The sequence below is a fragment of the Streptomyces sp. NBC_00236 genome, from assembly GCF_036195045.1.
In the GTDB taxonomy this organism is placed as follows: domain Bacteria; phylum Actinomycetota; class Actinomycetes; order Streptomycetales; family Streptomycetaceae; genus Streptomyces.
Window position 1 is genome coordinate 810,887 of sequence record NZ_CP108100.1, and the last position, 26,734, is coordinate 837,620.

The window sequence follows — 26,734 nt, forward strand, 5'->3', positions numbered from 1 at the left end:
GGCCACCGGCCGATGACACCCGAAGAGCTCCTGGCCGCCCGTGACCGCATCGTTCCCGATGTGATCGCGGGCGGCCTGCGCGTACTGTTCTGCGGCATCAACCCAAGCCTGATGACAGGTGCCACGGGTCACCACTTCGCCTTTCCCGGTAATCGCTTCTGGCCGGTCCTTCATCGGTCGGGATTCACTCCACGGCAGCTCAAGCCCTGCGAACAGTCCGAACTGCTCCGCCATGGGCTGGGCATCACCAACGTGGTCGCCAGGGCCACGGCCCGGGCCGACGAGCTGTCTGCGGAGGAATTTCGCGCTGGGGGCCGGATCCTCACCGCGAAGGTCGAGGAACTGCGCCCCCGATGGCTGGCCGTCGTCGGCATCACGGCCTACCGGACGGCATTCGGCGAGCGTCAGGCGCGCATCGGACCGCAGGAACGGCAGATCGGCGGGGCCTCCGTCTGGGCGCTGCCCAACCCGAGCGGGCTCAACGCCCACTGGACCGTGAGCTCCATGGCCGACGAGTACGGACGCCTCCGCTCAGCCGTCGACTCGGATGCCTCGATCCCGACTCCTGAGCCGTGAGCCTTGAGCCGTGAGCCTTGAGCCGTTAGCCCTGACTACGGAACAGGGCTCGTCGGCTGTACCTCCACTTCGCCCCTCCGCCCACCGCCACTTCGCCCCGTCGCCCCGTCGCCCCGTCGCCCCGTCGCCCCAGGACAGGGTTCAGGGAGGATCGATCTCGGTCACCACCACGCTGAGCTCGCACCCCGGGCCTTCTTCCTCCAGGTACAGCGCGAGGGCGATCCACCGAGCCTCGATATGCCAGAGCCGGAGGTACTCGCACCCGGCAACGGTGTCGGCCCACGGGTCAGGTATGTCCTCACCCGACATCATTCGCTCCTGCGCACTCCACAGGCTGATCAGCTGCGGGTCTCCCCAGCGTGCGCCAAGCACGGTGATCAGCGCCTCGTGCTCCGCCAAGCACTGTGCACGGTGCTCCAGCCGTCCCGCCTCGTCGTCGTCCCAGTGATCGTCGTCGGCGTGCAGGTACGCCGTGTGATAGCCGGGCCCGCTGACTCCCGACCCCGACCGGATGCGATCCGCGGGAAACTCTCGGGTGCGCATCCCGTCGATGAGGCGGAGGTGATGTGCGGTGGTCATGCCGTCAGTAAACCGTCCGGCACTGACAACGAAAGCCTCGCCCTGCACTTTGAGCGGTTTTCAGCCACTGTTCAGGCCTTCCGCCTGGGAGATGCCCTCCGCCCCCTGGAGACACGCCTCACCGAAGCCCTCGCCAAGTCAACGGTGACGTGCTGCGAACGGCACCCCCGGTGTCCGTGTGCTGCACGTCCTTCCGGTCGTTCCCGGCCGTGCCGATGGGCGTGACCTCGAAGCTCGGCATGGGACGGGTCTGCCTCCTCGGTCAGCGCTGTGCCATGGGGCTGACATATCCGATCCACCGGCCCCCCGCTTAGTGGTCTGCGCCGTAAGTCCTTCGGGGGTGGATCAGATGGTGGGGCCGGCAGAGGATTCTTCTGGGTGATCGGCGGTGTGCCCGTCGAGCCTGGCCAGCAGATCGTCCAGGTCGGAAGTGGTGAACTTCCACTGGAACGGCTGTGCCGTGGCGTTGTAGCGGTCTTCGAAGGCTCGGAGCCGGTCCGCGACCTGCTTCAGGTCGGTGAAGTCGTTGGGCGTCACGACCTTGCGCTGCACGACGGAGAAGAAGATCTCCACTTGGTTCAACCAGGAGGCGTGGACGGGGGTGTGCACGAGCACAGCGTTCGGAAACGCCGCGGTCAGCCGGGCGGCGGCCTTCTTCCCCCGGCGCGAGGAGCCGTTTGTCCACGACCCAGAACACGCGCTTCGCGCTCGCGTACGGTTCCTGGCTCATGACCTGGGAGACCAGGTTCATGAACGGGACGATGCCGGTGCGCTCCTCGGTGCGGCCGAACACCTTCGCGGCATGGACGTCGTAGGCGGCCAGGTAGGCCAGCGCGCCGCCGCGCTTGTACGTGTGATTGACGCGCATCATTCTGGCTTGGCCGGGCGCCAAGGTCGGATGGCAACGACAGCGGGCCTGAACGGAGGTCTTCTCATCGGCGGAGATGAGGTACTCGTCCGCGCCCAGCAGCTCGCCCTCGAAGGTACGGGCGTAAAGATCCAAGACCCGCTGGGCCTTGGGCCGGAAGTCGGGGTCCGTGATGAAGATCCAGGACTGGTACTGGCAGGGCTTGATCGCGTCTTCGCGCAGCCAACGGCGCACCGTGGACGCGGAGACGGTCGCGGTGATGCCCCGCGCGCGGTGAGCTCGGCGGCCAGCTCCGGACACGACCAGCGGGAGAGTGGGATATCGCTCTCCACGGGGAGTTGGCAGGCCAGCGCCTTGGCCTCAGCGACCTGCACTGGAGAGAACCGGGCAGGGCGTCCAGACCGTTTGCGGTCGGCCAGGGCTGGCAGACCACCATGGGCGAACCGGCCACGCCAGGTTCGGACCGTGTCCACGTGCAGGTGGGTCTCGTCGGCGATCCTGGCATTACCCCGACCACGGGCAGCGAGAAGGACGACCGCAGCACGTTGCCGGGCTTGGTGTGGAGTCTTGCGGCCGTAAGCCATCTTCTTGAGTCGGTGGCGCTCGGCGGCGGTCAGCACCACCGCCACGGCGGCGCGTATGGGCAAGTATCTGTCTCCTGGGGCCTGCGGCAGGCCGATGAGGCCGAGCATTTTCGACTGGTCCCCTTCCTGTCCCCTCCATTGGACCTTGAAGGGGGACAGGAAGACCGGGCTGGGGGTCCACGTATAGCGGGCCGACGATTCTCACGGCGGCCCGTCATGATCGTTGAACGTCCGTCAGCACCGAGCAGGCAGCCGGATTCCTGCCCGGGCGTCTCGCGTGTCACCGAGAATCGGAGGCGCTCACGCGGCGGACCGGACCTCGATCGCGTGGCTGAGGACGGACTGCTCAGCGTCGGGGAGCCGACGTTCGGCGTGGAGCATGCGCAGGGCAGTGGTGATGCGTTCGTTGTCCTCGGGTGTGCCGAGGCTGCCCATGTACGGAGGCAGCAGCAGACTCAGAGCTTCGAGGTCCGTGCGTGCGCAGAGTCGGGTGAGGAGTTCGCCGACCGGGTCCTCGTGATGCTGTGGTGCGGACAGGGTGGTGGCGCGCAGTCCTGCGGCGATGCGGTAGCGGAGCCATTGGTTGTGGGGGCCGGCCGGGACCGCGTTGAGGTGCTTGGCCGCGGACTCGAAGTACTCGCGGGCCTTGTCGATCTGGCCCAGGTCCCGGTGGGCTCGGGCCATGTTGCCGTGAAGTGAGGCGTAGAAGCCGCGGACACGGTCGTCTCCGACCTTGTCGGCCCGGTTCAGGCACTCCTGGTTCCAGTGCAGGGTCTCCTGCGGGGTCGGCTGATGCCGGGCGAGGTAGTGCGCGGCGATGCAGGCGTCGTAGTCGTCCTCGGCTGCGTCCCATGCTTGGAGGAACAAGTCCCGTGCTTGGGCATCGCGTCCTTCGGTCTCGGCCTGCATGCCCTGCACGCACAGCTGCACGACGACGTTCTCGGGGTCGGTCACGGTTCTCCTGGAGGTGATGGGGGTGCGGTGTTGCGACGGAGTCAGCTGGAGGTTTTCAGAGCCACCGGCATGACCAGAGTGGTGAAGCTGCCCTGGTCTGCGGAACGCACCACAACAGGACGGTCTGTGGCGGAGATCTCCAACAGGACGTCGGGCCCGACGCTGGCTTCCAGCGCGGGAGCCAGGACGGCAGGGTCGAAACCGATCCGCTGCGGCAGTTCTTCATGGCAGATCGCAGGCAGGGTGGCGGGATGGGAGTGATCGGCCAGAGAGACGACCAGCTCATCGTCGGCGAAGCTCACAGCGATGCGGGCAGCGTCGCCACGGCTGTTGACCGCGTCGCGAAGGGCCAGGCGATCCACGATCACGCGGTATTCGGTCGGGGGCAGAGCCGAGAGCATCTCGCGGTAGGAAGGAAACGGGGCATCGACCGTCGCCAGGACGCGGGACTGTGTCGCGCTGCGTGCTCGGGTGCCGTCCGGTCCGACCTGGATGGTGACTTGATGGACTCGCGCCGCCCATTGACCGAACTCGATCAGGTCAGTCGCGTGCATCAGCAGATGGCAGGGTCCTCCGTCGAGCGCCGCCGGCTTCAGGACGCGCATCGACAGGCGATAGCGATCGGTGGCTACCAGACGAACCTCGCCGTCATCGATCTCGATGAGGACGCAGCCAAGCGCAGGATGCTCCTCGTCGGAAGCCGCGGCCGACACCACCTGGCGTACAGCGCTGGCGAACTCCACGCCGTCGATTCTCGCTTCCGTCGTACTACTTGCAGTACGGAGGGATTGCAGAGCCACTGCGACGGCGGCCTTGGCGGTCTGCGTCTGGTCCCGCATCCTCTCCAAGTGCCGTTCCAGTACCTCTCGGCCCTCGCGCTCGGGCCCGTCGAGCACCACGGTGACTTCGGCCAGCGGCAGCCCCGCTTCCCGCAGACCGCGCAGGAGAACGGCACGGGCCTCCTGCGCGGGGCTGTAGAACCGGTATCCGGTCGCCCCATCGACCCTCGTCGGCCGCAGAACGCGGCTGTCGTCGTAGAAACGCAGGGCGCTCGGAGCGAGGCCGACTCGCCGCGCGAAGGCGCTGATGCTCAGTAGTTCCGTGCTGCCGTCCATGGACCCGATTGTTGACCTTCATCCAACTTGAAGGTCAACTCGCTCTTTGGTCGGGTTCCACGCCACCACGCGGCACGGGAGCTCCCTCAGCGTCAACCCCCGAAGGACTTCCAAACTCGACCACTTAGCGTCACGCCCTGCAGTCACCTCCGGCGCATCCTTCCAGGGCCACGTCCTACGTATCTCTCCAAGGGCCAGGCCCCAGCGATCTCCCCGGGCTCACTTCGTCCTAGGCATCCCGGCGTCGCAGTGCCCACCAGCCGGCGACCAACGTCGCCCCCGCCCATGCTGCGGTCACGGCAAGCCCAGCCCAGGGCCCGATGCTGCCGTCCGGATGCTGGTGCAGCACCAACTGGCCGGCCCGGTCGGGAAGATAGTCGGCCACGCCACCCGCGATGTCGCCGACGACGAACGAGACGATCAGGATGAAGGGAATGAGCAGGCTGAGCACGGCAACGGCGCTTCGCAACAGAACGGTCAGCCCAGCGGCGAAGAGAGTCATCAGAGCGAGATATATGCCGCTGCCGAAAGCCGCCCTCAGCGCGCCCGGTTCACCCAGCCCGATGGCATAGTCCCCCATGAACAGTTGCCCGACGAGGAATGAGCTGAAGCTGGTGACCAGCCCAACGGCCAGAGCTGCGCTTCCGATGAGCGACATCTTGACCGTGTAGAACAGAGTGCGGCGCGGAACCGCAGCCAGCGACAGACGCAGCGCACCGTTGACGTATTCGGACGAGATCGCTGTGGCTCCGAAGCTGATGGCCGCGATCTGACCGAAGTTCAGCGCGTAGAAGGCACCGAAGACAAGATCCGCGTCCGCGTTGTCCGCCTCGGCCTGGCCGACGGTGGCGAAGCTGAGGACCGTGACGGCCATGGTGGCGAGGAAGACCGCCGTCAGGGATCCGGCGACGGAGCGCACCGATCTGATCTTGATCCACTCGGAGCGCAGAACTGCGGTGGCCGTCATGTTCCAACCTCCTGTCGGGTGGTGCGGGTATCAGCTGCGGACTCGAACTCCGCGGCCCCCGCGGTGAGATCCAGGTAGGCCTGTTCCAGCGTGGCCTGTTCGTCCATGAGCTGGAGAACAGGAATGCCTTCCGCGGCAGCGAGGGCACCGATCTCGGCCGCTCTCACCGCCTCGACGGTCCAGCGCCCGTCCTCGCCCTGCTCGGCCCGGAGTCCCTTGCGTGCCAAGGCCTCGCTGAACCGGGGCGATTCGGCCGTGTCCACCCTTACTCGCACCCGGGGCCGGCTCCGGGAGTGGAGGAACTCCCGCATCGGCATGTCGACGAGCAGCCGGCCCTGTCCGAGGACGATCAGATGGTCGGCGAACGACGATGTCTCGTTCATCAAGTGGCTGGAGACCAGCACGGTGCGGCCCTCCCGCGCCATCCGCTTCATCAACTCCCGGACCCAGATGATGCCTTCCGGATCCAGTCCGTTCGACGGCTCGTCGAGCATGATCACCTCCGGGTCGCCGAGCAGTGCCGCCGCTATGCCGAGGCGCTGGCGCATACCGAGGGAGAACGTCTTGACCCGTCGGCCCCCGACGCGACCGAGTCCGGCCTCCTCCAGTACTTCCTCGACCCGTGCCCGTCCCAGGCCATTGCTCGTGGCCAGGGTGAGCAGGTGGTCGCGCGCCGACCGCGAGCCGTGGGCGGCCTGCGCGTCGAGCAGCACGCCGACGCGACGAAGCGGATCGTTCAGAGCCTCATATGCGCGCCCGCCGATCGTGGCGGTGCCGGCCGTGGGCCGGTCCAGGCCGAGGACCAGCCGCATGGTGGTGGACTTGCCCGCCCCGTTCGGTCCGAGGAAACCGGTGACCCGGCCGGGCCGCACGCTGAACGTGAGTCGGTCCACGGCGCGGGTCGCACCGTAGTCCTTGGTGAGCTCATTGACGTCGATACTGGTCATGTCCTCAGCCTGGCCGCAGCGCCGGCAGCGGTCCTCCCCCGCCGGTGTGGATCATCTCCCTCGCTCGGGGGAGCCGCCGCGCAGAGCTCGCTGGCACGATGGCAGCATGTCCCGCTTCCTCCGCCCGTTGACCACGCCGGTCACCTACACCCGGTGGCTGCATCTGCTCCTGCCCGGCGCCGCTGTGAGTGTCTGGCTGTTCATATCGACGGACACTCCCTGGGTGCCCGTCGTCCTCGCGGCCCTGGTCGGGCTGATCCCCGGAATGCGCCTGGCCGAGGGGGTCCAGGCACAACTGCTGCTCACCCCCGAGGAGCGGGGTGAACCGGGGGCATCGATTTCCGTCGCTCCCTCCACGTCGTGGTCCGAGCGGTGGCGGACGTCCCTCTGGCTGGAGGTGCGCCTGCTCTGTGCCGCGCTGGCCGGCATGGCGACGGTGTGGCTGTCGGCCACGTCGGTCGATCTCATCCGCTCGGCGGTGGGTTCCAAACCGAGCGCCGATTGGTTCGCCGCCGGGCTGGGCACGCACTGGTGGGCCGCGCTCCTCGCTCCGGTTCCCCTGGTGATGCTGCTCGCCATCATCGTGAGCTGCGGGGAGCTCATCACCGCGGCAGCCCGCTGGCTGCTCGGGCCGACCCCGAAACAGCGGATGACCGCGTTGGAGGAGCGCACGGAGCAGCTGCTCGAACGCAACCGGATAGCGCGCGAGCTCCACGATTCGATCGGGCATGCCCTGACGGTCGCCGTCGTTCAGGCAGGTGCCGCCCGGGCGGCACACGACCCGGAGTTCACCGAGCGGGCACTGTCGGCAATCGAGGAGACGGGCCGTGACGCGCTGGACGATCTGGAACGAGTGCTGAGAGTGCTCCGCGAATCGGGTGAGCCGTCGGGTCGACAGCCGTCGCTGAGCGAGGCGGACCGTCTGCTGGACTCGGCGCGCGGGTCGGGAGCCGAGGTCGATGCTGACCTGTCCGGCCCCCTGGAACAGGTACCGGCGTCGGTGTCCCGCGAGGGCTATCGCATTCTCCAGGAGGCCCTCACCAATGTTCTGCGCCATGCCGGATCTGTCGCGGTCCGGGTCCGCATCACCGTCGCGGATGGCCGGCTGGAGCTGGAAGTGACGAATCCGCTCATGGGTTCGACGGATGCCGCGCTCGCGGGCTCGGCCGATACCGCGGGGGGCGGCAGCGGGCTGCGGGGCATCAGGGAGAGAGCCGCGCTGCTGGGCGGCAGTGCCAGGACCGGGCCGTACAGGGGGGAATGGATGGTGCACGCGAGCCTTCCTCTGTACCGCATACGCTGACCGGATGCCGGTTACCGTTCTTCTCGTCGACGACGAGCCCCTGGTCCGCGCGGGACTGCGCGCAGTTCTGGAAGCCCAGCCCGACATCGAGGTGGTCGGTGAGGCGGGCGACGGCGCCGCGGTGATCCCGTTGGTGCGTCAGCTGCGGCCCGATGTGGTGGCGATGGACGTCCGGATGCCGCTCATGGACGGCATCGAGGCGACTCGGGTGGTACTGCGGACCGTGCCCGATCCGCCGAAGATCCTGGTGGTGACGACGTTCGAGAACGACGAGTACGTCTACGAGGCGTTGCGGGCCGGCGCGGACGGATTTCTCCTCAAGCGGGCCCGGCCGGCCGAGATCGTGCACGCGGTGCGCCTGGTGGCGGAGGGCGAGTCCTTGCTGTTCCCCGCCGCGGTCCGGCAGCTGGCAGCCGAATACGGTACGAACAAGGCGCGGGAGGTCATGGAGCGGGCTTCCCTCACCGAGCGCGAGGAGGCTGTGCTGCGCCTGATGGCCCGCGGGCTGTCCAATGCCGAGATCGCGGCCCGGCTCGTGGTGGGCGTCGAGACGGTGAAGTCCCATGTCAGCGCCGTGCTGGCGAAGTTGGGTGCCCGGGACCGCACCCAGGCGGTCATCGCCGCCTACGAGTCCGGATTCGTCGCTCCGAGCTGATTCCGGGCGTTCCCGGACTGCCTCGTCGCCCACGGTCGCCCAGCCTCCGGGCAGCGAGTACGATCCGCCTGACATGCGCACGAGCTGGGAGGACACACCGTGGGCCGGCTGACCGGTGGGGACCCGTCGTTGCTGCGACGGATCAATTCCGCGGTGGTGCTGCACGCCCTCCGGGGTGCGGAATCCCCGACCCTTACGGACCTGACCCGGATCACGGGTCTGTCCCGGCCCACGGTCGAGGGCGTCGTGGAGGGACTGTTCGAGGCCGGCCTGGTCGTCGAGTCGGCCCCGGACGGGGCCGAGGCGCGGCGTCAAGGGCGTCCGGCCCGCCGGTTCCGGTTCCGGGCCGAGGCGGGACACCTCCTGGGCATCGAGATCGGCCCGCATCGGGTCTCGGCGTTGTTGTCGGGGCTGGACGGCCGGATCATCGGCGCCGGCTCGCGCGAGGTGTCGGAGACCGCCTGTGCGGACGACCGCCTCGACAGGGTGCGGACCGTGGTCGCCGACGTGCTCAGGCGGACCGGCGTGGCCCGCAGCAGTCTGCGGGCGGTCGGCGTGGGCAGCCCCGGCATCGTGGAGGCCGACGGCACCGTCCGGCTCGGGACCGCGCTGCCGGACTGGACGGGGCTGGCGCTCGGTGAGCGTCTGAGGCGCTCGTTCCGCTGCCCCGTGCTCGTGGAGAACGATGCGAACGCGGCGGCGGTCGCGGAGCACTGGAAGGGTGCGGCCACGGAGTCCGACGACATCGTGTTCGTGCTGGCGGGTCTGAGCCCCGGCGCGGGTTCTCTCATCGGCGGACGACTGCACCGCGGTTTCGGCGGCGCGGCCGGCGAGATCGGTGCCTTGCATCTCCTCGGCCGTGACGTCACGCCGGAAAGACTGCTGTCAACGACGGACACGCCGCTGGACCCGCTCGACGAACACGCGGTCGCCGCTGTGTTCGCCAAGGCACGGCGCGGTGACGAGCAGGCCCAGGCCGCTGTCGAACGGTTCATCCAGCGTCTGGTGCACGACGTTGCGGCGCTGGTCCTGGCGCTCGATCCGGAGCTGGTGGTCATCGGCGGCTGGGCCGCCGGGCTGGACGGGGTGCTGGATCCGCTCCGCGGTGAGCTGGCCCGTTACTGCCTGCGGCCTCCTCGGGTCGCCCTGTCGCTCCTCGGCGAGGCCGCCGTGGCCACGGGTGCACTGCGACTGGCGCTCGACCATGTGGAGGAGCAGCTCTTCGCCGTGGAGGGAACGGTGACGGCCCGCCGCTGAAGGCGACGGGCCGTTCGGTGCACGCCGGGGCGCGCGGTCATCCGGTCAGGATGCCTGCTGGGCCCGGTCGTCGTGGCTGATCTCCAGATCGCCCGAGTCGCCGAAGGTGAGGCGGCAGGTGTCGGCCCGGTACGTGGCGACGGAGACGGCGGCTGTGCCGCCGGCCGCGAGGTAGCGGGTCGTCACGACGAGGACAGGGGCGCCGGGGAGCCGGTCGAGCTCCTTGGCGTCGTCCGCGCGCGCCGAGCCGAGCTCCACGGAACGGTCCTGACCGTCGAGGCCGAGCCGGTGCAGTTCACGTACGACACTGCGGGCCCTGGCGGGACCGGACGGGGTCTCTATCGCCGAGAGATCCGGAACGGAGGCCGCCGGTACGTACAACAGCTCCGCCGCGACCGCCTGTCCGTGCGTGAGGCGGATCCTGCGCACGATGTGAACGGGCTCGTCACCTGCCACGTCGAGCATCCCGGCCACGGCGGCCGGTGCGGCTGCCGTCCTGCAGTCGACCGACTGCCAGGCCTCGCCCGCACCGCCCCCGGTCCAGTCGTGCTGAGCGGTGGAGACGGCGACTCCCACGCGCGGCGGAGCGACGGTGGTGCCCACTCCTCGGCGGCGTTGCAGCCTGCCTTCGAGTTCGAGCTGTTCAAGGGCCTGCCGGAGCGTGGCCCGGGCGACGCCGAACCGGGCGGCGAGCTCGCGCTCGTTGGGAAGAATCTCCCCCACCGCAAAGTCCGAGTCGAGTGCCTCACTGAGCACGGTCTTGAGGTGCCAGTACTTCGGCTCCTGCACCGATTCCAGCTGCGTGGTCCCCACCCTGTCCTCCGCAATCGCCCAGCGGCTTTTCCGCGACGTTATTTATTAAAGGTTCCTGTCTTAACGTTGAGACCATAGGACGGCGCACCCCCTTGGTCAAGACCAATCCTCGGGCCACGGGGCCGCGAAGCGGCGATCCGCCGTGCAGCGTTCACAGGACGTTCGCGGAAGGCGGGGCGCAGACAGCACAAAGCCCCACGTCCGGGAGGGTGCGTGGGGCTCGACCGGCCGACTGGTCGACCATCCGGTGCGGGCGGCCGGAAAGGGCGTGCGGGAGAACCGGCGGATCGATCACTCGGCAAGCGACACGAGGATCTCATCAGCATTAAGGGCGATATGCGCATATCGGCCGCCTCCGTCCAGGCATCCATCCGGCATACGAGGGGCCGGCCGACCTGTCGCCGCACATCCAGCTCACCGCCCCACCCATCTGTCCAGTTCGCTCCCCCGCCCTCTTGAACTACAAGCTACCTGGCGGTAATTGTTGCTGACGGAATGTCTAAGCCGCTTGGCACGGACCCCTCGTGCCGCCTCACCCGGGAGCAACCCCATGGCCACCACGGTTCCGTTCACCGTCGAGTCACCCCGAGGACCGCGGACCGTGTCCGTGGCGTACGAGCGGTCGGGTGCCGGTGAGCCGCTGCTGCTGCTCCACGGAATCGGCCACCACCGTCAGGCCTGGGACCCCGTGATCCCGGTCCTGGCCCTGGAACGGGATGTCATCGCCGTGGACCTGCCCGGCTTCGGCGCCTCTCCGGGTTTGCCCGATGACGTGGCGTACGACCTGACGACCGTGGCGCCGCTGCTCGGGAGCTTCTGCGAGGCGATCGGGGTGGACCGCCCCCACGTGGCGGGCAACTCGCTCGGCGGCCTGCTGGCGCTGGAGCTGGGCCGCGAGAAACTCGTACGCTCGGTGACCGCGCTCTCGCCCGCCGGTTTCTGGACGGATCCCGAGCGCCGGTACGCGTTCGGAACCCTCCGCGCCATGCGGCTCGCTGCGGAGTCGATGCCGCTGCCTCTCATCGAGCGCCTGTCCCGTAGCGCCGCCGGTCGCACCGTCCTGACCAGCACCATCTATGCCCGGCCCGGACGGCGCGCACCGGAGGCGGCCGTGTCCGAGACCCTCGCCCTGCGACGGGCGACCGGTTTCCACCGGACCCTGGCCGCCGGCAGGAGCGTCCGGTTCGCCGACGACGTGCCGGGGCTACCGGTGACCATCGCCTGGGGCGGCCATGACCGGCTCCTCCTGCGACGCCAGGGCATCCGGGCCAAGCACACCGTCCCCGGCGCCCGGCTGGTCCGGCTTCCCGGCTGCGGTCACGTCCCGATGAACGACGACCCGGCTCTGGTGGCGCGGGTGATTCTCGACACCAGCCGCTGAATCCGCCACCCGCTCGCGGCCCCGCCGGCTCAGGACCCCCGAGCCGATCGCCACGCCGGCCCCGACCAGGCAGCTGCCCGCCGCCTGCGCGATGCCGTACGAACCGGAACCGACGAGCGGGGCGGTGAGCGCGGCGGCGACGGGGATCAGCCCGAGGAACAGCGTGGCGCGCTCCGCTCCGATGCGCTGCATCCCGCGGTACCAGCAGACGAAACCGATCACCGTGACCACAGCCGCCTGCCAGAGCAGCGCGACCGCCTCGCCGGTCGTCGGAACCCGCACGAATCCCGCACCGTCGACCAGCAGCCCCAGGACCGTGGACTCCGCCGCGGCGATCGCGCACACCGTGGCGGAGAGCAGCTTGGGTCCCAGCGGACGCAGCACCGGCACGGCGATGACCGCGAAGCCCACCTCGCCGGCCAGCGCACCGACGGAGAAGACGATGCCGGCCGTGTCGGTCTGCCCCCAGCCCTGAACGGTGAACGCGCCGACCGCGACCAGCGCCGCGGCGCTGATAACGGCGCGGGTCGGCCTGCGCCCGGCCGCCAGGGGCACGAGGACGGCTACGAGGATCGGTGCGCATCCGACGAACACGCCCGGAACAGCCGGCTCCGCGGACCGTTCGGCCGCCAGAACGGCGAGGTTGAAGCCGACCATTCCCACAGCGGCGAGCAGGGCCAGCCTGCCCCACTGCCTGGCGGTGAGCCCACGGAGCACGTCGGCCGGCCGGGGCTCACCGGCCCGGTTCAACAGCGGCAGGAGCAGCAGGGCGGCGAGGCCGTAGCGCAGCGCCTGACCGCCGGCGTACGGATAGTCGCCGAGGACACTGTTGGCGGTGAAGGAGGCACCTACGAGGACGGAGGCGAAGGCGGCGAGAGACGCGCCACGCAGATAGGTCACATTCATGGCTTCGACGCTAGGCCGCTGGACGGCCCGGTTTAAGGTCCACATTTATGACGTCTTCGGGGACCACTTCGACGCCCGGTACGGACGGCGGTGCGCGGGAGTCCGTCTCGGCCGCCTGGGAACTGCTCCTCCCGGCCGCTTCGGCACCGGCCCGCGGGCGCGGACGGGCGCTGCAGTCCGCGCTGCGGGAGGCGGTCCGTTCCGGCCGTCTGGCGCCAGGGACCCGGCTGCCGTCGACCCGCGCGCTCGCCGCGGACCTCGGCGTCTCGCGCGGCCTGGTCACCGAGGCCTACGAACAGCTGACCGCCGAGAGCTATCTGCGCAGCGGGCACGGGGCGGGGACATGGGTGAGCGGGTCGGTGCGGGCGGCCAGGGGCGGCGCCCGCGATCTCGCTCCCCGCGCCCCCGGCACACGCGTCGACTTCCGGCCGGGCACGCCGGACCTCTCGCTCTTCCCGCGCGGCGCCTGGGCCGCCACCCATCGTTCGGTTCTCGGCCGGCTGCCGCACAGCGCACTGGGTTATCCGGACCCGCGCGGGCTGCCGGAGCTGCGTGACGCGCTGGCCGCGCTGCTGACACGGCGCCGCGGGGTGGTGGCCGACCCGGAGCGCCTGCTGGTCTGCTCCGGCGTCGCCCAGGCAAGCACCCTGCTCGGCTTCGTCCTGCACGGACGCGGACTGACCACCGTCGGTGTCGAGGATCCCGGGAGCCCGGAGCACGCCGCCCTCTTCTCGTCGGCGGGGCTTGCCACGGCGCGACTGCCGCTCGATGACGAAGGACTGTCGATGGGGCACCTCGTGCGCTCCGGCGTGCGAGCCGTCGTGACCACTCCGGCCCATCAGTTCCCCACCGGAATCGCGTACTCCGCCGCTCGTCGCAGCCGGCTTCTGGACTGGGCCAGGGAGACGGACGGCGTGATCGTGGAGGACGACTACGACGGCGACTTCCGCTACGACCGCGCCCCCGTCGGCGCCCTCCAGGGCCTCGACCCCGAGCATGTCGCGTACACCGGCTCGGTGAGCAAGTCCCTGGCGCCCGGTCTGCGGCTCGGCTGGCTCCTGGCACCGGCATCGATGACGGACGAGATCGTCGACCGCAAGCGGACCATGGACATGGGCAATCCCGCCGTCGACCAGGCGGTGCTCGCCGACTTCATCGTCCGGGGCGGCTACGACCGGCAGTTGCGCCGCTGTCAGCGCGCCTACCGGGAGCGTCGTGACGTCCTGACGACCGCGCTCGCCGAGCACTTCCCGGGCGCCGAGGTCAGCGGTATCGCGGCGGGACTGCACGTCATCGCCCGACTGCCCGAACGGTACGGCCCCGAAGCCGAGTTCGTGAGCCGCGCGGCGGAGGCCGGAATCGCTTTGCGGCCCCTCGACGACTGCCGCGACGTACGGTCCGCCGACGCCTCGGTGAGCCTGGTGATCGGCTACGCACACCTGCCGCCGGCGGACATCGCACACGGTGTCCGTCTGCTCGCAGCATGCCGGCGGAGCAGAGGCTGAACGGACTGCCGGGCGGAGCGGAGGCTGAACGGACTGCTGGGCGGAACGGAGGCTGAACGGACTGCTGGGCGGAACGGAAGCTGAACGGACTGCTGGGCGGAACGGAAGCTGAACGGGCTGCCGGGCGGCGGGGGCGAACTCCGGTGGCGGACGCCGAACGGACTCCCGATCGGCCAAGGGCGGCCTGCCGGGCAGGCGGGCCCCGGTATTCACCTGGTGTTGGTGTGTCCGCCTCCGTCGGGCGCGAGGGTGGCCCGGTCGCTCAGCAGTCCGTACGTCCGACCCGCCGGAGGCCTCCCGATGCCGTACCGTCCGCGAATCCCGTCCCCCGACCGCCGTACCGTGCTGCGCGGTTCGCTGGTGGCCACGGCCGCTCTCGCCCTCCCCGCGGCGGGTGCGGCCGCTCCGGCCTTCGCGCGGTCCGGCCGTCCCGATGCGGCCTGGGGTGTGCAGGTCGGTGATGTCACCTCGTCCTCGGCTCTGGTCTGGGTACGTTCCGACCGGCCGGCCAGGATGGTGGTCGAGACGTCGGCGACCGAGTCGTTCCGGCGCGCCCGCACCTGGCACGGCCCGCTGCTGGGTGCGGGGACGGACTTCACCGGAACGACGCCCCTGTACGGGCTGCCGCCCGGCGAGCAGGTGCACTACCGGGTGACGCTCGCCGCCCCGGACGACCCCCGCCGTACCGGCGAACCGGTGTACGGCACGTTCCGGACCGCGTCCGCACGCCGCCGCGACGGTGTGCGGTTCCTGTGGTCCGGCGACATCGCGGGCCAGGGATGGGGCATCAACCCGGACATCGGGGGTTACCGGGTCTACGACGAGATGCGCCGCCTCGACTGACCCCGACTTCTTCCTCTGCAGCGGGGACAACATCTACGCGGACGGGGTCATCGAGCCGAGTGTGACGCTGCCCGACGGGCGTGTCTGGCACAACGTCACCACCGAGGAGAAGGCGAAGGTCGCCGAGACACTCGCCGAGTACCGGGGGAACTTCCGCTACAACCTGCTGGACGACAACCTCCGCAGGTTCAACGCACAGGTGCCGTCGGTGATCCAGTGGGACGACCACGAGGTGCGCAACAACTGGTACCCCGGGCAGATCCTCGACGACGCCCGGTACACCGAGAAGAACGTGGACGTGCTGGCGGCACGCTCGACGCAGGCGTTCGGGGAGTACTTCCCGGTGTCGGCCCCGCACGGCTCAGCGGGCGGCGGCAGGGTCCACCGGGTGGTGCGGCACGGCCCGCTGCTCGACCTGTTCGTCCTGGACATGCGGACGTTCCGCAACGCCAACTCCCCCGGCCGGCGGCCCGACGACACCACCGGAATCCTCGGCGCCGAGCAGTTGGCCTGGCTCAAGAGGGAGCTGTCGAAGTCCCGGGCGGTGTGGAAGGTGATCGCCGCGGACATGCCGCTGGGACTGGTGGTCGCCGACGGCGCGACGAACTTCGAGGCCGTGGCGCAGGGCGACCCCGGGGCCCCGCTCGGCCGCGAACTGCAGATCGCCGAACTCCTGCGGTTCATCAAGCACCGCAGGATCACCGGCACGGTGTGGCTGACGGCGGACGTGCACTACACATCAGCCCAGCACTATGCCCCCGAGCGGGCGGCGTTCAAGGACTTCGCACCGTTCTGGGAGTTCGTCACGGGACCGCTGGCGGCCGGCCAGTTCCCCTCGAACGCGCTCGACGGCACGTTCGGACCCGATCAGGTGTTCGTTCAGGCTCCCGACCGGGCAAACGTCTCGCCGATGGAGACACCTGCGCTCTTCGGCGAGGTGGACATCGACGGTGACAGCGGCGAGTTGACCGTACGCCTTCGGGAACAGGGCGGATCCGTCCTGTTCCGCAAGGTGCTCCAGCCGGGACGCGTGGGGCAGTGAGCGGGGCGGCTCGGGCCGACGGCGGCACAGGCGCGGATTGGGGCACCTCGCGTTCGTTCCCGGCCCGAACCTCGCTCAAAATCGACTTGCCAACCGGACAAAAACAGACGATAGGCGACTAGATCCACACTTAACCCATCGGTCACAAGGCGTTCGTGATCAGGCAACACCGCTCGGTCACAGTGAAGTCATGACTGATGCGATCTCCGCGAAGAGCGCCCGCCGCCCCCACCACTGGCGGCGGGACCTCATTGAGCTTGCCGCCCTGTTCACCGCCGTCGCCGTCGCCGACGCGATCGCCAACCTGATCGGGCACCAGCCCGACGGCCCCTATCTGCTCATCGCCTCGGCGGTGGCGCTGACCGCCACCGCCGCCTTCCACACCTGGTGGGCACGTCGGCACAGTCACGCGCCACCGCCGGATGCCGAGGGCCTCGCGGCCCCGGACGCCCCGGCCGTGCGGGCCGACACGTCGCCGGACGCCGCTCCGACCGAGACGGTGCTGTGGCGGATGCGGACCACGGTCCGGGACGCGCCCGGCAGCCTGGCCGCACTCTGCACCGTGCTGGCCCGCCACCGGATCGACATCCTGACCCTGCAGACCCACCCGCTGGCCGAAGGAACGGTCGACGAGTTCCTGCTGCGCGCCCCCGCCTCGCTGCCCGCCGCCCAGCTGACCCGCGCCATCTCGGAAGCCGGCGGCAGCTCCACCTGGATCGAGCGCGCCGACGCCCACGATCTGGTGGACGCCCCGACCCGGGTGCTCGGCCTCGCGACCCGCACCGCCCTGGACGCGGCCGAACTCCCCCTCGCCCTGCGCCAGCTGCTCGGCCGCTGCACCATCCACTCGCTCCCCGCCGTGTCCATCACCGGGCGTGCCACCGGTGAGTCCGCACCCGTGGAAGGCGTGCTGGAGGAGACGGTGATGCGGCTGCGTGATCCGTCGGGCGGCGTCATCACCGTCGAGCGGCCCTATCTGCCCTTCACACCCACGGAGTTCGCCAGGGCGCGCGCGCTGGTCGAGCTCGATGCGCGGCTCGGCCCGCGCGTCCCGCGCAGCGAGCACGTGCTCACCCTGCCCGAGGGCAACGCGATCACCGTACGCCGGGCAGACGGGGACGACCTGGAAGCGGCCCGGGCCATGCACGACCGCTGCTCGGAACAGACCCTGCGGCTGCGCTACCACGGACCGGTCCGCGATGCCGACCGCTATCTCGAGCACCTGCTGAGCCCGCGCTTCGGGCGCACCCTCGCCGTGCAGACGGCCTCCGGCCGGACGGTGGCCCTGGGCCATCTCCTCTGGGACGGCGACGAGACCGAGGTCGCCCTGCTCGTCGAGGACGACTGGCAGCGACGCGGCATCGGCTCCGAGCTGCTGGGCCGCCTGGTGGCGCTCGCCGTCGAGGCCGGCTGCGAGAGCGTCTACGCCGTCACCCAGGCGTCGAACACCGGCATGGTCGCCGCCATGCGCGCGCTCTCGCTGCCGCTCGACTACCAGATCGAGGAGGGCACGCTCGTGATCACCGCCCGGCTGGGCGCGGCCGCGGCGCGTTCCCTGCCGCCGTACGAGCGGGCGGAGCACTGACCGTCCGGCGTACGGGCTCCTCGGCGCTCAACGCCTGACACAGGTCGGCCCACAGGTCCTCGACGTCCTCCAGCCCGACCGACATGCGCAGCAGCCGGTCGCCGACGCCCGAGGACTGCCGGTCTCCCTCATCCACGATGCGGTGGCTGATGGAGGCCGGGTGCTGGATGAGGGTGTCGACACTGCCGAGACTGACCGCGGGCGTGATCAGCCGTACGGCGGCGATCACCCCGTGCGGGTCCCCGTACACCTCGAAGGAGACCATCGCGCCGCCCAGTTCCGGGTAGTGGACTCGGGCGATCCGCGGGTCGGCGGTGAGCCGGCGGGCGAGTTCCGCGGCGTTCGCCGACGCGGCCCGGACACGCACCGGCAGCGTGGCGAGACCGCGCAGCAGCAGATAGCCCGCCATCGGGTGGAGCACCCCGCCGGTGGCGAAGCGCACCTGCCGCAGCCGGGCCGCGAACTCCTCGTCACAGGCGACGACTCCGCCCATCACGTCCCCGTGGCCCCCCAGGTACTTCGTCGCACTGTGCAGCACGATCCGTGCCCCGTGCTCGACCGGCCGCTGGAGAACCGGAGTGGCGAAGGTGTTGTCGACCAGGAGCGGCACCGAGCCGCAGGAATGGGCGACCGCCCGGATGTCCACCTCGGCAAGGGTCGGGTTGGCGGGTGTCTCGACGATCACCAGCCCGGTGTCGGGGCGGATCGCGTCGGCGATCCCCGCGGGGTCGGTCCAGGTCACCTCCGTACCGAGGAGCCCGGCGCCCAGGAGATGGTCGCTGCAGCCGTAGAGCGGTCGGACGGCCACCACATGACGCAGCCCCATGCTCGCGCGGGCCAGCAGAACGGCGGTGAGCGCGGCCATCCCGCTGGCGAACGCCACGGCGCTCGCGGTCCCTTCGAGCCGCGCCAGGGCCGTCTCGAACCGGGCGGTGGTCGGGTTGTCGAGCCGGGCGTAGACCGGCGGCCCGTCGAGCCTGGCGCCGGTCGCGGCGAAGGAGTCGATCCGTTCCGCCTCACCCCTGGAGTCGTACGAGGGGTAAGTGGTGGACAGGTCGATCGGCGGTGCGTGCAGGCCGAGGGCGGCGAGGTCTTCGCGTCCGGCGTGCACGGCTTCGGTGGCCTGCGCCCGGTACGGGAGTGCCGTCGGGGGCGCCATCGAGAATTCGTCGTCCATGAGCCCACTCTGAACAACGACCGGGACATTGCGGAGAATGTCCGTGCTACGTTCGGCAGATGACCGATTCCGTCGCTCTCGACACGGTGGATCTGCACATTCTGCGGCTTCTGCAGAACGATGCCCGGACCACGTACCGCGAGCTCGCCGCCGAGGTCGGGGTCGCCCCTTCGACCTGTCTGGACCGGGTCGCCAGACTGCGCCGCACAGGCGTCATTCTCGGCCATCAGCTGCGACTGGACCCGGCCAGGCTGGGCCGCGGTCTGGAGGCGCTCCTGTCCGTGCAGGTCCGGCCGCACCGCCGGGAACTCATCGGCCCGTTCGTCGACCGGATCAGGACACTGCCCGAGTCGCGTGCGCTCTTCCATCTGACCGGCCCCGACGATTACCTGGTCCATGTGGCGGTGACCGACACCGCCGATCTCCAGCGTCTGGTCCTGGACGAGTTCACCTCGCGCCGTGAAGTCGCCCGTGTGGAGACGCGGTTGATATTCCAGCAGTGGGAATGCGGCCCGCTGCTGCCGCCCCCGTCCCGGACGGCCGAGGACGGTCGGAGCCAGGCCCGTACTGCCGATCGGTAGTGACGCGAAGGCCCTCCCCGTACGAGGATGTCCACATGTCAGACACTCCGAGCAGCGCGCTGCCCCGCCAGGTCGCCGACACCTATGTCGACGCGTTCATCGAACTCGACCCGATCTCCGGCACCTATCTGGGTGTCGCGGAGAGCTCGCGCCGCCTTCCCGACTTCTCCCCCGCCGGCCAGGAAGCCCTGGCCGCACTGGCCCGCACCACGCTCGCGCGGCTCGACCGCGCGGAGCAGCTTCCCGGCGCGGCCGAGGACGCCGAGCGTCGTTGCGCCCGTCTCCTGCGTGAGCGCCTGACGGCCGAACTCGCCGTGCACGAGGCCGACGAGGCGCTGCGGGCCGTTTCCAACCTGCACTCCCCGGCCCACTCGATCCGTGAGGTGTTCACGGTGACGCCCACCGAGACGGACGAGGACTGGGCGGCCGTCGTCGAACGGCTCAAGGCGGTTCCGGGCGCCCTGTCCGGCTACCGCGAGTCGCTCGCGCTCGGTCTGGAGCGGAAGCTGTACGGCGGTCCGCGCGCCACCGCCACCTTCATCGGCCAGCTCGACGAGTGGGTCGGGGACGGGACGACGGGGTTCTTCCAGGACTTCGCCGCCGCCGGGCCGCAGACGCTGCGCACCGAGCTGGACGCCGCCGCGGCGCAGGCGACCCGTTCGCTGGAGGAGCTGCGGGACTGGATGCGGGAGGTGTACGCCCCCGCGATCGAGGGCGAGCCGGACACGGTGGGCCGCGAGCGCTACGCCCGCTGGTCGCGCTACTTCAACGGCACCGACCTGGACCTCGACGAGGCGTACGCGTACGGCTGGTCGGAGTACCACCGGCTGCTCGCCGAAATGCGGGCCGAGGCCGAGAAGGTGCTGCCGGGCGCGGGCCCCTGGGAGGCGCTGGCCCACCTCGACGTCCACGGCAAGCACATCGAGGGCGTCGATGAGGTCCAGGCATGGCTGCAGGGTCTGATGGACGAGGCGATCGAGGCCCTGGACGGCACGCACTTCGAGCTCGCCGAGCGGGTCCGCAGGGTGGAGTCCCGGATCGCCCCTCCCGGCGGCGCCGCTGCGCCCTATTACACGGGCCCGTCCGAGGACTTCTCGCGCCCCGGCCGTACCTGGCTGCCGACGATGGGCGAGACACGTTTCCCGGTGTACGACCTGGTCTCCACCTGGTACCACGAGGGCGTGCCCGGCCATCACCTCCAGATCGCGCAGTGGGCGCATGTCGCCGAGAGCCTCTCGCGCTACCAGGCCTCCATCGGCATGGTCAGCGCCAACGCCGAGGGCTGGGCGCTGTACGCGGAGCGGCTGATGGACGAGCTGGGCTTCCTGCCCGACGCCGAGCGCCGGCTCGGTTACCTGGACGCCCAGATGATGCGGGCCTGCCGGGTGATCGTGGACATCGGCATGCACGCGGAGCTGGACATCCCCGCCGACTCGCCGTTCCACCCCGGTGAGCGGTGGACGCCGGAGCTGGCGCAGGAGTTCTTCGGCAACCACAGCGGCCGGCCGGCCGACTTCGTGGAGAGCGAGCTGACCCGCTATCTCTCGATGCCGGGTCAGGCCATCGGCTACAAGCTGGGCGAGCGTGCCTGGCTGCTCGGCCGGGAGAACGCCCGCGCGGCGCACGGGGACGCCTTCGACCTCAAGTCCTGGCACATGGCCGCCCTGTCCCAGGGGCCGCTGGGTCTGGACGATCTGGTCGACGAGCTGTCGAAGCTCTGACCGTGACGCCGGCCGGCCTGGGATGGTGCCCGGTGCCGGCCGGCCGGTGTCAGCAGCCGCAGTCGGCGGACGCGTCCGGCGCGGTGAGCGGGTCGGCGGTGCGCCGCTCGCTCCCCTGCCAGGTCTCGAACTCGAAGCCCTCGCGCACCCAGTACTCGAATCCGCCGAGCATCTCCTTGACCTGGTAGCCGAGTTCCGCGAGGGCGAGTGCGGCACGGGTGGCGCCGTTGCAGCCGGGGCCCCAGCAGTAGGTGACCACGGGCACGGCGGGGTCGAGGAGTTGCCGTGCCTGCCCGGCGATGAGCGCCGTCGGCAGGTGAACCGCACCGGGCACGTGCCCCTGGTCCCAGGACGCGTTGGAGCGGGAGTCGAGGAGGACGAAGCCGGTGTCGTCGTCGGAGGCCAGTGCCGCGGCGACGTCCGAGACGTCGGCGTGGAAGGCGAGCGAGGCGCCGAAGTAGGCGGCGGCCGCGGCCGGAGCGGCGGGGGGTACGCGCAGTACGGGGTTCGTGACGGTCGTGGCGGTGGGCTGCGTAGTCATGGGGAAAATCTACGAGCGCCGATCGCACTCCGGAAGGCCAGATCCCCGGGACACGACTTGATCCTCCGGGGAATCCCCTGTTTCCTCTTTCCATGACCGACTATTCCCCGGACGACACCGACTGGCGCATTCTCGACGTCCTGCAGCGCGAGGGACGCGCGACGTTCGCCGAGCTCGCGCGGGCCGTCTCGATGTCGTCGAGCGCCGTGACCGAGCGCGTGCGCCGGCTGGAGGAGGCAGGAATCATCAGCGGCTACGCGGCGGCGGTCGATCCGGAACGCCTCGGCCTGCCGGTTCTCGCCTTCGTACGGCTGCGCTATCCGAACGGCAACTACAAGCCGTTCCACGACCTCCTCGACACCACACCGGAGATCGTGGAGGCCCATCACGTCACCGGCGACGACTGCTTCGTGCTGAAGGTGACCGCCCGCTCCATGCGGCATCTGGAGGCGGTCTCGGGGAAGATCGGCGCCCTCGGTTCCGTCACCACCAGCGTCGTCTACTCCTCGCCGCTGCCGAGGCGTGCGGTCAGTCGCTGATCCCGCCGGTCACCCGGTGCCGTACGGCCGAGCCGCCCCGCTCCTTCACCACTTCCAGCTGGGCGGGGATACGGCGGCGCAGATCGCCGACGTGGCTGACGATGCCGACGCTGCGGTCCCGCTCGCGCAGCGAGTCCAGCACGTCGAGCACCTCGTCGAGGGTCTGCTCGTCGAGACTGCCGAACCCCTCGTCGATGAACAGGGTGTCCAGCCGTACGCCGCCCGCCTCGTCGGTGACCACGTCGGCGAGGCCGAGTGCCAGGGCGAGCGAGGCGAAGAACGTCTCGCCGCCGGAGAGCGTGGCCGTGTCGCGTTCGCGTCCCGTCCAGGCGTCGATGACGTGCAGGCCGAGGCCGGCCCGGCGGCCGCCCGTCCGGGCATCGGAGTGCACCAGCTCGTAGCGGCCGGAGGACATCCGCCGGAGCCGGGCGGTGGCGGCCGCCGCCACCTGTTCGAGACGGGCCGCGAGCACGTACGACTCCAGCCGCATCTTGCGTTCGTTGTCCGCCGAGGTTCCGGCGGTGAGACCGGCGAGCCGTGCGACCCGCTCGTGCTCCTCGCGCACGGGGCCCAGGCCACGGATCTCCTCGGCGGCGCGGCGCGAGAGCCTGCCGAGCTCGGCGCAGCGTTCCCGCGCCGACGAGAGGGCCGCCGACGCGTCCCGCAGCAGGCGCTCCGCCTCGTCGTGCACCTGCTGCGCGGTGTCCGGCGCGGCGGGGGCTCGGTCCGCGGCGGCGCGGGCGCCGGTCTCGGCGAGCCGGTCGGCCACCGCGGCCGCCTCGGCCTGCCAGGCGTCGATCCGGTGCTGGAGCGCCCGCTGCCCCGAGTCGCCCAGCAGGGTGTCAGCGGCGGCCTGTGGCGTGTCGAAGCCGGCCCGGAACGCGGCGTCGGCGAGCCGGTCGTCGGCCGCCTTGAGCCGCTCTGCCGCGCTCTCCTCGTCCCGCACGGTCGTGGCCGCCTCGGCGAGCAGGGTGACCCTGTTCTGCAGCAGGGCGGCGTGCTCCGTGACGCTGCCCGACGCTCCACGCGCCTGCGCCAGCACCTCTTCCAGGGAGGCCTGTTCGCTGTCGAGGCCCTCGCGACGGGAGGTGCGGGCCGACACCCGCCGCTCGGCCTGCTGCCGGTCCTCGGCGCGCTGCGCCTGCTCCCGTTCGGCCGCGGTCAGGGCCTCGCGTGCGGTGTGCATCCCGGCCGCGGTCCGGTACGCCTGGGCGTGCTCCCTGGTCAGGGTGTCCACGAGGGCCGCGAGCGCGGGGACCGACGGGTCCGCCGCCCTGCCCGCGTCCGCCCCGGCGTCGGCTGTCTCCACGGCCTCCGCACGGGCTGCCGCGTACCGTTCGCGTACGGCTCCGAGCGCGTGCTCCGCCTCGGTACGCGCGTGCTCGGCGCGCCGGTGGGCGGCCTCCGCAGCGTCCTCCGTCGCCTGGTCGACGTGTCCGTCCCCGGCACGGGCCGGCCGCGGGTGGTCGGCCGATCCGCAGACCGCGCAGGCCTCGCCCTCGACGAGGCCCCGCGCGAGTTCGGCCGCGATGTCACGCAGCCGCCGCTCGCGCAGATCGAGCCAGTGTTCACGGGTGCCCAGGGCGTGCTCGCGGGCCTCGCCGAGCCGCTCGTCGGCGGCCGCCGCCTCGCCCGCGAGCGCGTCCCGCCGGCGGGCGGCGTCCAGACGTCGCCGGGCCGGGTCCAGCCGGCCGGCCAGCGACTCGGCCCGGGTCGCGGCGTCCTGCGCCGCCTCGATCCGGGCCAGCAGACCGGTTCGGGTGTCGTCCCAGCCCGCCAGCCAGCCCTCGGCCTCACGGATCAGTTCGTCGTCCGCCCGGGCCTGGCGCTCCAGCGCGGTGCGTTCGCTGTCGATCTCCGCGCTCCGCCGCTCGGCACGGCGTGCGGCGTCGAGGCCGCCGAGCTCCTCGCGCAGCCCCCGTTCCAGAGCCGCCAGTTGCTCGGCGCCGGCGTCGGCCAGGCTGTCCGGCAGCCGGCTACGGGAGCGGTCGCGGGCCGCGCTCGCTTGTCGGTACGCCCGCTCGGCTTCGTCGCGGAGCTCCAGGGCCGGGGCGACACGGTCCGCCCTGCGGGCGCGCCTGAGCTGTTCCTGGTCCTCGTCGTGTCCGGACCGGCCCGCCTCGGAGGCGGCGGCTCGGCGCCGGGTCTCGGCGTGGCGCTGCTGGAGTGCGGCCAGTTCCCGTTCGGAGTCCAGCGCGGACCTGGCGGCGGCGTGGCGGCTCTCGGCCGCGGACAGCGCCTCGGCCGCGATGTCGAGCCGTTCGCGTGCGCTGCTGCGGGCCGTCGCGGCCCATGCGAGTACGGAGTCCGCGAGCCCCGGTTCGCCCGGCTGGAGTTGCGGCATCGGGCATTCCGCCCCGGCCGGGCCCGCGGCCTGGGCGATCCGCTGGGCGAGGGCGAGGATCTGGTCGTCCCCGGCCCTGACCTGGTTCTCGGCGAGGCGGCGGAGGTCGGCGAGGCGCTCCTCGACGGCGGCGAAGCGACGGGTGTCGAAGAGCCTGCCGAGCAGCTTGCCCCGCGCCTCAGCGTCGGCCCGCAGGAAACGGGCGAAGTCACCCTGCGGCAGGAGCACCACCTGGCAGAACTGCTCACGGCTCATCCCGATGAGCTGGGTGACCTCCTCACCGATCTCCTGGTGCGAGCGGCTCTGCGCCTGCCAGCCCTGCTCGGGGTCGTACGCGCGAAGCAGGCTCTGCGCCTTCTCCGTGGTGTGGCCGCCGCCCCGCTTCTTGGGGCGGGGCTGGGCGGGGCGCCGGGTGATCTCCAGACGGCGCCCGCCGACGGTGAGTTCGAGCCGGACCTCCGTGGGCAGGTCCGCGGGTGCGTGGTCGCTGCGCAGCGAGGTGCCCGGGCTCTGCCGGGCTCCCGGCACGGCCCCGTACAGGGCGTAGCAGACGGCGTCGAGGACCGAGGTCTTGCCGGCGCCGGTCGGGCCGTGGAGCAGGAAGAGTCCGGCTGCGGAGAGCGCGTCGAAGTCGATCTCCTGGGTGGCGCCGAACGGGCCGAAGGCGGTGATGTCGAGCCGGTGGAGCCTCATCGGTTCACCTCGCGCACGGTGTCGTCGACCCGTACGTGGTCGAAGGCGCTGCGCAGGACCGTGCGCTCGTGTTCGTCGGTGCCGTACCCGCCCCGGACGTGGGCCACGAAGTCCTCCGCGACGCTCTGGTCGTCGCGGCCCCGCAGCCGCTGGGCGTAGGAGGTGTGCGGGTCGTCGGGTGCCCGGTCCGGTTCGAGGACGAGGCTGAGCGTGTGCGGGAAGCGCTCGATGAGCCGGGCCATCGGCTCGGCGGGGCGGACCGGGTCGGTGAGGGTGGCCTCGACCCAGGAGTCCTCGTGCCGGTCGAGGGCGGGGTCGTCGAGGAGGGCGTCGAGCCGGCCGCGGATCCGGGCGAGGGGGCGGGGCACCGGGCAGTCGATGCGCTCCGCGGCGATGGCACCCGCGGCGTCGAGGTCGATCAACCACATCGTCTTGCGGTGGTGGACCTCCGAGAAGGAGTACGCCAGCGGGGAGCCGGAGTACCGGACGCGCTCGGCGACGGTCTGGCAGCCGTGGAGGTGGCCCAGCGCCACGTAGTCCACGCCGTCGAAGACCCCGGCGGGGACGGCCGCGACGCCGCCGACGGTGATGTCGCGTTCGCTGTCGCTGGGCTCGCCGCCCGCGACGAAGGCGTGGGCGAGGACCACGGACCGGGTGGTGTCCGGCCGCTCGGCGAGATCGGCACGCACCCGGTCCATGGCGGCCGTCAGCACGGCCTCGTGTCCGGCGCGTTCCGTCTTGAACACGTCCTTGACCAGGGCGGGTTCGAGGTAGGGCAGGCCGTAGAACGCCACGTCACCGTGCGCGTCCGCGATGAGGACGGGCGTGGCGCAGTGGGCGGGGTCGGTCCGCAGGTGAATGCCGGCCCGCCCGATGAGTCCCGCACCGACCCCCAGCCGCCGGGCCGAGTCGTGGTTGCCGGAGATCATCACGGTGGGCACACCGGCGGCGGCCAGCCGGTGCAGTGCGTCGTCGAACAGCTCCACGGCGAAGAGCGGCGGCACCGCCCTGTCGTACACGTCACCCGCCACGAGCACGACGTCGACCGCGTGCTCGTGCACGGTGTTCACCAGGTGGTCGAGGTAGGCGGCCTGCGCCTCGCGCAGGGAGACCCGGTGGAGGGAGCGGCCCAGGTGCCAGTCCGATGTGTGCAAAATCCTCAAGAGCCGGCTCCGACCTGCATGTTTCGCTCCCTCGTCCCCCGAGCCCTGTCCGGCCCCGCACCGGCGCTGCTCAGGGCCCTGGTGCCGGTGTCCGC

The 26,734-nt window shown here is 71.0% G+C and carries 23 protein-coding genes and 2 pseudogenes; 12 read left to right on the forward strand and 13 right to left on the reverse strand.

All coding sequences use genetic code 11. The features are described 5' to 3' along the window. Nucleotides 1-12: 12 nt before the first annotated feature. Nucleotides 13-576, forward strand: a complete 564-nt coding sequence (gene mug / locus OG446_RS03490; RefSeq protein WP_328892628.1) for a G/U mismatch-specific DNA glycosylase — start codon at nucleotides 13-15, stop codon at nucleotides 574-576. 141 nt (nucleotides 577-717) lie between these two features. Here the strand turns inward: mug and OG446_RS03495 are convergent, their stop codons facing one another. Beyond that, nucleotides 718-1,155, reverse strand: coding sequence for a hypothetical protein (locus OG446_RS03495; protein WP_328892629.1), 438 nt, complete (start codon nucleotides 1,153-1,155; stop codon nucleotides 718-720). Between the two features lie 345 nt (nucleotides 1,156-1,500). Beyond that, nucleotides 1,501-1,764, reverse strand: a complete 264-nt coding sequence (locus OG446_RS03500) for a hypothetical protein (protein WP_328892630.1) — start codon at nucleotides 1,762-1,764, stop codon at nucleotides 1,501-1,503. 68 nt (nucleotides 1,765-1,832) lie between these two features. Between OG446_RS03500 and OG446_RS03505 the strand changes: the two genes are divergently transcribed. After that, nucleotides 1,833-1,970 (forward strand): hypothetical protein, encoded by a 138-nt coding sequence (locus OG446_RS03505; protein WP_328892631.1) that lies wholly within the window; start codon nucleotides 1,833-1,835, stop codon nucleotides 1,968-1,970. Nucleotides 1,971-2,022: 52 nt separating this feature from the next. On the opposite strand, the gene OG446_RS03510 is transcribed toward OG446_RS03505, so the two are convergent. The 5 genes from OG446_RS03510 to OG446_RS03530 all read right to left on the reverse strand — a co-directional run bounded on the left by OG446_RS03510 (nucleotide 2,023) and on the right by OG446_RS03530 (nucleotide 6,590). Beyond that, nucleotides 2,023-2,715, reverse strand: coding sequence for a helix-turn-helix domain-containing protein (locus OG446_RS03510; RefSeq protein ID WP_328892632.1), 693 nt, complete (start codon nucleotides 2,713-2,715; stop codon nucleotides 2,023-2,025). Nucleotides 2,716-2,907: 192 nt separating this feature from the next. Continuing rightward, nucleotides 2,908-3,561 (reverse strand): hypothetical protein, encoded by a 654-nt coding sequence (locus OG446_RS03515; RefSeq protein WP_328892633.1) that lies wholly within the window; start codon nucleotides 3,559-3,561, stop codon nucleotides 2,908-2,910. A 41-nt stretch (nucleotides 3,562-3,602) separates the two neighbouring features. After that, nucleotides 3,603-4,676 (reverse strand): DNA polymerase III subunit beta family protein, encoded by a 1,074-nt coding sequence (locus OG446_RS03520; protein ID WP_328892634.1) that lies wholly within the window; start codon nucleotides 4,674-4,676, stop codon nucleotides 3,603-3,605. Between the two features lie 229 nt (nucleotides 4,677-4,905). Further along, nucleotides 4,906-5,643 (reverse strand): ABC transporter permease subunit, encoded by a 738-nt coding sequence (locus OG446_RS03525; RefSeq protein ID WP_328892635.1) that lies wholly within the window; start codon nucleotides 5,641-5,643, stop codon nucleotides 4,906-4,908. Then, entirely contained in the window at nucleotides 5,640-6,590 is a 951-nt protein-coding gene (locus OG446_RS03530) for an ATP-binding cassette domain-containing protein (RefSeq protein WP_328892636.1), read from the reverse strand. Before OG446_RS03530 ends, OG446_RS03525 begins: the two co-directional genes overlap by 4 nt. Nucleotides 6,591-6,696: 106 nt before the next feature. Between OG446_RS03530 and OG446_RS03535 the strand changes: the two genes are divergently transcribed. The 3 genes from OG446_RS03535 to OG446_RS03545 all read left to right on the forward strand — a co-directional run bounded on the left by OG446_RS03535 (nucleotide 6,697) and on the right by OG446_RS03545 (nucleotide 9,805). Then, nucleotides 6,697-7,893, forward strand: coding sequence for a sensor histidine kinase (locus OG446_RS03535; protein WP_328892637.1), 1,197 nt, complete (start codon nucleotides 6,697-6,699; stop codon nucleotides 7,891-7,893). 4 nt (nucleotides 7,894-7,897) lie between these two features. Next, nucleotides 7,898-8,548 (forward strand): response regulator transcription factor, encoded by a 651-nt coding sequence (locus OG446_RS03540; RefSeq protein ID WP_328892638.1) that lies wholly within the window; start codon nucleotides 7,898-7,900, stop codon nucleotides 8,546-8,548. A 99-nt stretch (nucleotides 8,549-8,647) separates the two neighbouring features. Beyond that, nucleotides 8,648-9,805: an ROK family transcriptional regulator gene (locus OG446_RS03545; RefSeq protein WP_328892639.1), complete on the forward strand. Its 1,158-nt coding sequence runs from the start codon at nucleotides 8,648-8,650 to the stop codon at nucleotides 9,803-9,805. A gap of 45 nt (nucleotides 9,806-9,850) precedes the next feature. Here OG446_RS03545 and OG446_RS03550 read toward each other — a convergent pair whose 3' ends face one another. Continuing rightward, nucleotides 9,851-10,618, reverse strand: coding sequence for a GntR family transcriptional regulator (locus OG446_RS03550; protein ID WP_328892640.1), 768 nt, complete (start codon nucleotides 10,616-10,618; stop codon nucleotides 9,851-9,853). Nucleotides 10,619-11,168: 550 nt separating this feature from the next. Here OG446_RS03550 and OG446_RS03555 point away from each other — a divergent pair. Beyond that, nucleotides 11,169-11,999, forward strand: a complete 831-nt coding sequence (locus OG446_RS03555) for an alpha/beta fold hydrolase (protein WP_328892641.1) — start codon at nucleotides 11,169-11,171, stop codon at nucleotides 11,997-11,999. Nucleotides 12,000-12,488: 489 nt separating this feature from the next. Here OG446_RS03555 and OG446_RS37140 read toward each other — a convergent pair. Beyond that, nucleotides 12,489-12,950, reverse strand: a pseudogene (locus OG446_RS37140) (EamA family transporter); the annotation flags it as partial. Between the two features lie 2 nt (nucleotides 12,951-12,952). Here OG446_RS37140 and pdxR point away from each other — a divergent pair. The 3 genes and pseudogenes from pdxR to OG446_RS03575 all read left to right on the forward strand — a co-directional run bounded on the left by pdxR (nucleotide 12,953) and on the right by OG446_RS03575 (nucleotide 17,880). Further along, the gene (gene pdxR, locus OG446_RS03565) at nucleotides 12,953-14,410 is read left to right on the forward strand and encodes a MocR-like pyridoxine biosynthesis transcription factor PdxR (protein ID WP_443050033.1); all 1,458 of its coding nucleotides are present in this window, start codon (nucleotides 12,953-12,955) and stop codon (nucleotides 14,408-14,410) included. Nucleotides 14,411-14,710: 300 nt separating this feature from the next. Beyond that, nucleotides 14,711-16,295: pseudogene (locus OG446_RS03570) on the forward strand (alkaline phosphatase D family protein). A gap of 190 nt (nucleotides 16,296-16,485) precedes the next feature. Next, on the forward strand, nucleotides 16,486-17,880 hold the full coding sequence (locus tag OG446_RS03575; RefSeq protein WP_328892642.1) for a GNAT family N-acetyltransferase: 1,395 nt from the start codon (nucleotides 16,486-16,488) through the stop codon (nucleotides 17,878-17,880). On the opposite strand, the gene OG446_RS03580 is transcribed toward OG446_RS03575, so the two are convergent. Next, nucleotides 17,816-19,057 carry a trans-sulfuration enzyme family protein gene (locus OG446_RS03580; RefSeq protein WP_328892643.1) on the reverse strand — a complete coding sequence of 414 codons (1,242 nt, stop codon included), beginning with the start codon at nucleotides 19,055-19,057 and terminating at the stop codon, nucleotides 17,816-17,818. The genes OG446_RS03575 and OG446_RS03580 overlap by 65 nt on opposite strands. A 59-nt stretch (nucleotides 19,058-19,116) precedes the next feature. Here OG446_RS03580 and OG446_RS03585 point away from each other — a divergent pair, with 59 nt between their 5' ends. Then, complete coding sequence (locus OG446_RS03585) at nucleotides 19,117-19,638, forward strand: Lrp/AsnC family transcriptional regulator (protein ID WP_328892644.1); 522 nt, start codon at nucleotides 19,117-19,119, stop codon at nucleotides 19,636-19,638. Nucleotides 19,639-19,673: 35 nt separating this feature from the next. Further along, a complete protein-coding gene (locus OG446_RS03590; RefSeq protein WP_328892645.1) occupies nucleotides 19,674-21,359 on the forward strand; it encodes a DUF885 domain-containing protein in 1,686 nt (561 codons plus the stop codon). Nucleotides 21,360-21,408: 49 nt separating this feature from the next. Here OG446_RS03590 and OG446_RS03595 read toward each other — a convergent pair whose 3' ends face one another. Then, nucleotides 21,409-21,900, reverse strand: a complete 492-nt coding sequence (locus tag OG446_RS03595) for a rhodanese-like domain-containing protein (RefSeq protein WP_328892646.1) — start codon at nucleotides 21,898-21,900, stop codon at nucleotides 21,409-21,411. 92 nt (nucleotides 21,901-21,992) lie between these two features. On the opposite strand from OG446_RS03595, the gene OG446_RS03600 reads away from it, so the two are divergent. Next, nucleotides 21,993-22,439 (forward strand): Lrp/AsnC family transcriptional regulator, encoded by a 447-nt coding sequence (locus tag OG446_RS03600; RefSeq protein ID WP_328892647.1) that lies wholly within the window; start codon nucleotides 21,993-21,995, stop codon nucleotides 22,437-22,439. On the opposite strand, the gene OG446_RS03605 is transcribed toward OG446_RS03600, so the two are convergent. Next, nucleotides 22,429-25,476 (reverse strand): SMC family ATPase, encoded by a 3,048-nt coding sequence (locus OG446_RS03605; protein ID WP_328892648.1) that lies wholly within the window; start codon nucleotides 25,474-25,476, stop codon nucleotides 22,429-22,431. The two genes, OG446_RS03600 and OG446_RS03605, sit on opposite strands and share 11 nt — an antisense overlap. After that, nucleotides 25,473-26,639, reverse strand: coding sequence for an exonuclease SbcCD subunit D (locus OG446_RS03610; protein WP_328892649.1), 1,167 nt, complete (start codon nucleotides 26,637-26,639; stop codon nucleotides 25,473-25,475). The genes OG446_RS03605 and OG446_RS03610 overlap by 4 nt, the downstream gene beginning before the upstream one ends. Nucleotides 26,640-26,734: the final 95 nt, after the last annotated feature.

Coding starts and splice junctions, on each gene's coding strand:
- OG446_RS03520 (WP_328892634.1), bottom strand. CDS start 4,676: ATGGACGGCAGCACGGAACTACTGAGCATCAGCGCCTTCGCGCGGCGA.
- OG446_RS03575 (WP_328892642.1), top strand. CDS start 16,486: ATGACTGATGCGATCTCCGCGAAGAGCGCCCGCCGCCCCCACCACTGG.
- OG446_RS03495 (WP_328892629.1), bottom strand. CDS start 1,155: ATGACCACCGCACATCACCTCCGCCTCATCGACGGGATGCGCACCCGA.
- OG446_RS03605 (WP_328892648.1), bottom strand. CDS start 25,476: ATGAGGCTCCACCGGCTCGACATCACCGCCTTCGGCCCGTTCGGCGCC.
- OG446_RS03535 (WP_328892637.1), top strand. CDS start 6,697: ATGTCCCGCTTCCTCCGCCCGTTGACCACGCCGGTCACCTACACCCGG.
- OG446_RS03580 (WP_328892643.1), bottom strand. CDS start 19,057: ATGGACGACGAATTCTCGATGGCGCCCCCGACGGCACTCCCGTACCGG.
- OG446_RS03585 (WP_328892644.1), top strand. CDS start 19,117: ATGACCGATTCCGTCGCTCTCGACACGGTGGATCTGCACATTCTGCGG.
- OG446_RS03525 (WP_328892635.1), bottom strand. CDS start 5,643: ATGACGGCCACCGCAGTTCTGCGCTCCGAGTGGATCAAGATCAGATCG.
- pdxR (WP_443050033.1), top strand. CDS start 12,953: ATGACGTCTTCGGGGACCACTTCGACGCCCGGTACGGACGGCGGTGCG.
- OG446_RS03600 (WP_328892647.1), top strand. CDS start 21,993: ATGACCGACTATTCCCCGGACGACACCGACTGGCGCATTCTCGACGTC.
- mug (WP_328892628.1), top strand. CDS start 13: ATGACACCCGAAGAGCTCCTGGCCGCCCGTGACCGCATCGTTCCCGAT.
- OG446_RS03590 (WP_328892645.1), top strand. CDS start 19,674: ATGTCAGACACTCCGAGCAGCGCGCTGCCCCGCCAGGTCGCCGACACC.
- OG446_RS03540 (WP_328892638.1), top strand. CDS start 7,898: ATGCCGGTTACCGTTCTTCTCGTCGACGACGAGCCCCTGGTCCGCGCG.
- OG446_RS03555 (WP_328892641.1), top strand. CDS start 11,169: ATGGCCACCACGGTTCCGTTCACCGTCGAGTCACCCCGAGGACCGCGG.
- OG446_RS03595 (WP_328892646.1), bottom strand. CDS start 21,900: ATGACTACGCAGCCCACCGCCACGACCGTCACGAACCCCGTACTGCGC.
- OG446_RS03510 (WP_328892632.1), bottom strand. CDS start 2,715: ATGCTCGGCCTCATCGGCCTGCCGCAGGCCCCAGGAGACAGATACTTG.
- OG446_RS03530 (WP_328892636.1), bottom strand. CDS start 6,590: ATGACCAGTATCGACGTCAATGAGCTCACCAAGGACTACGGTGCGACC.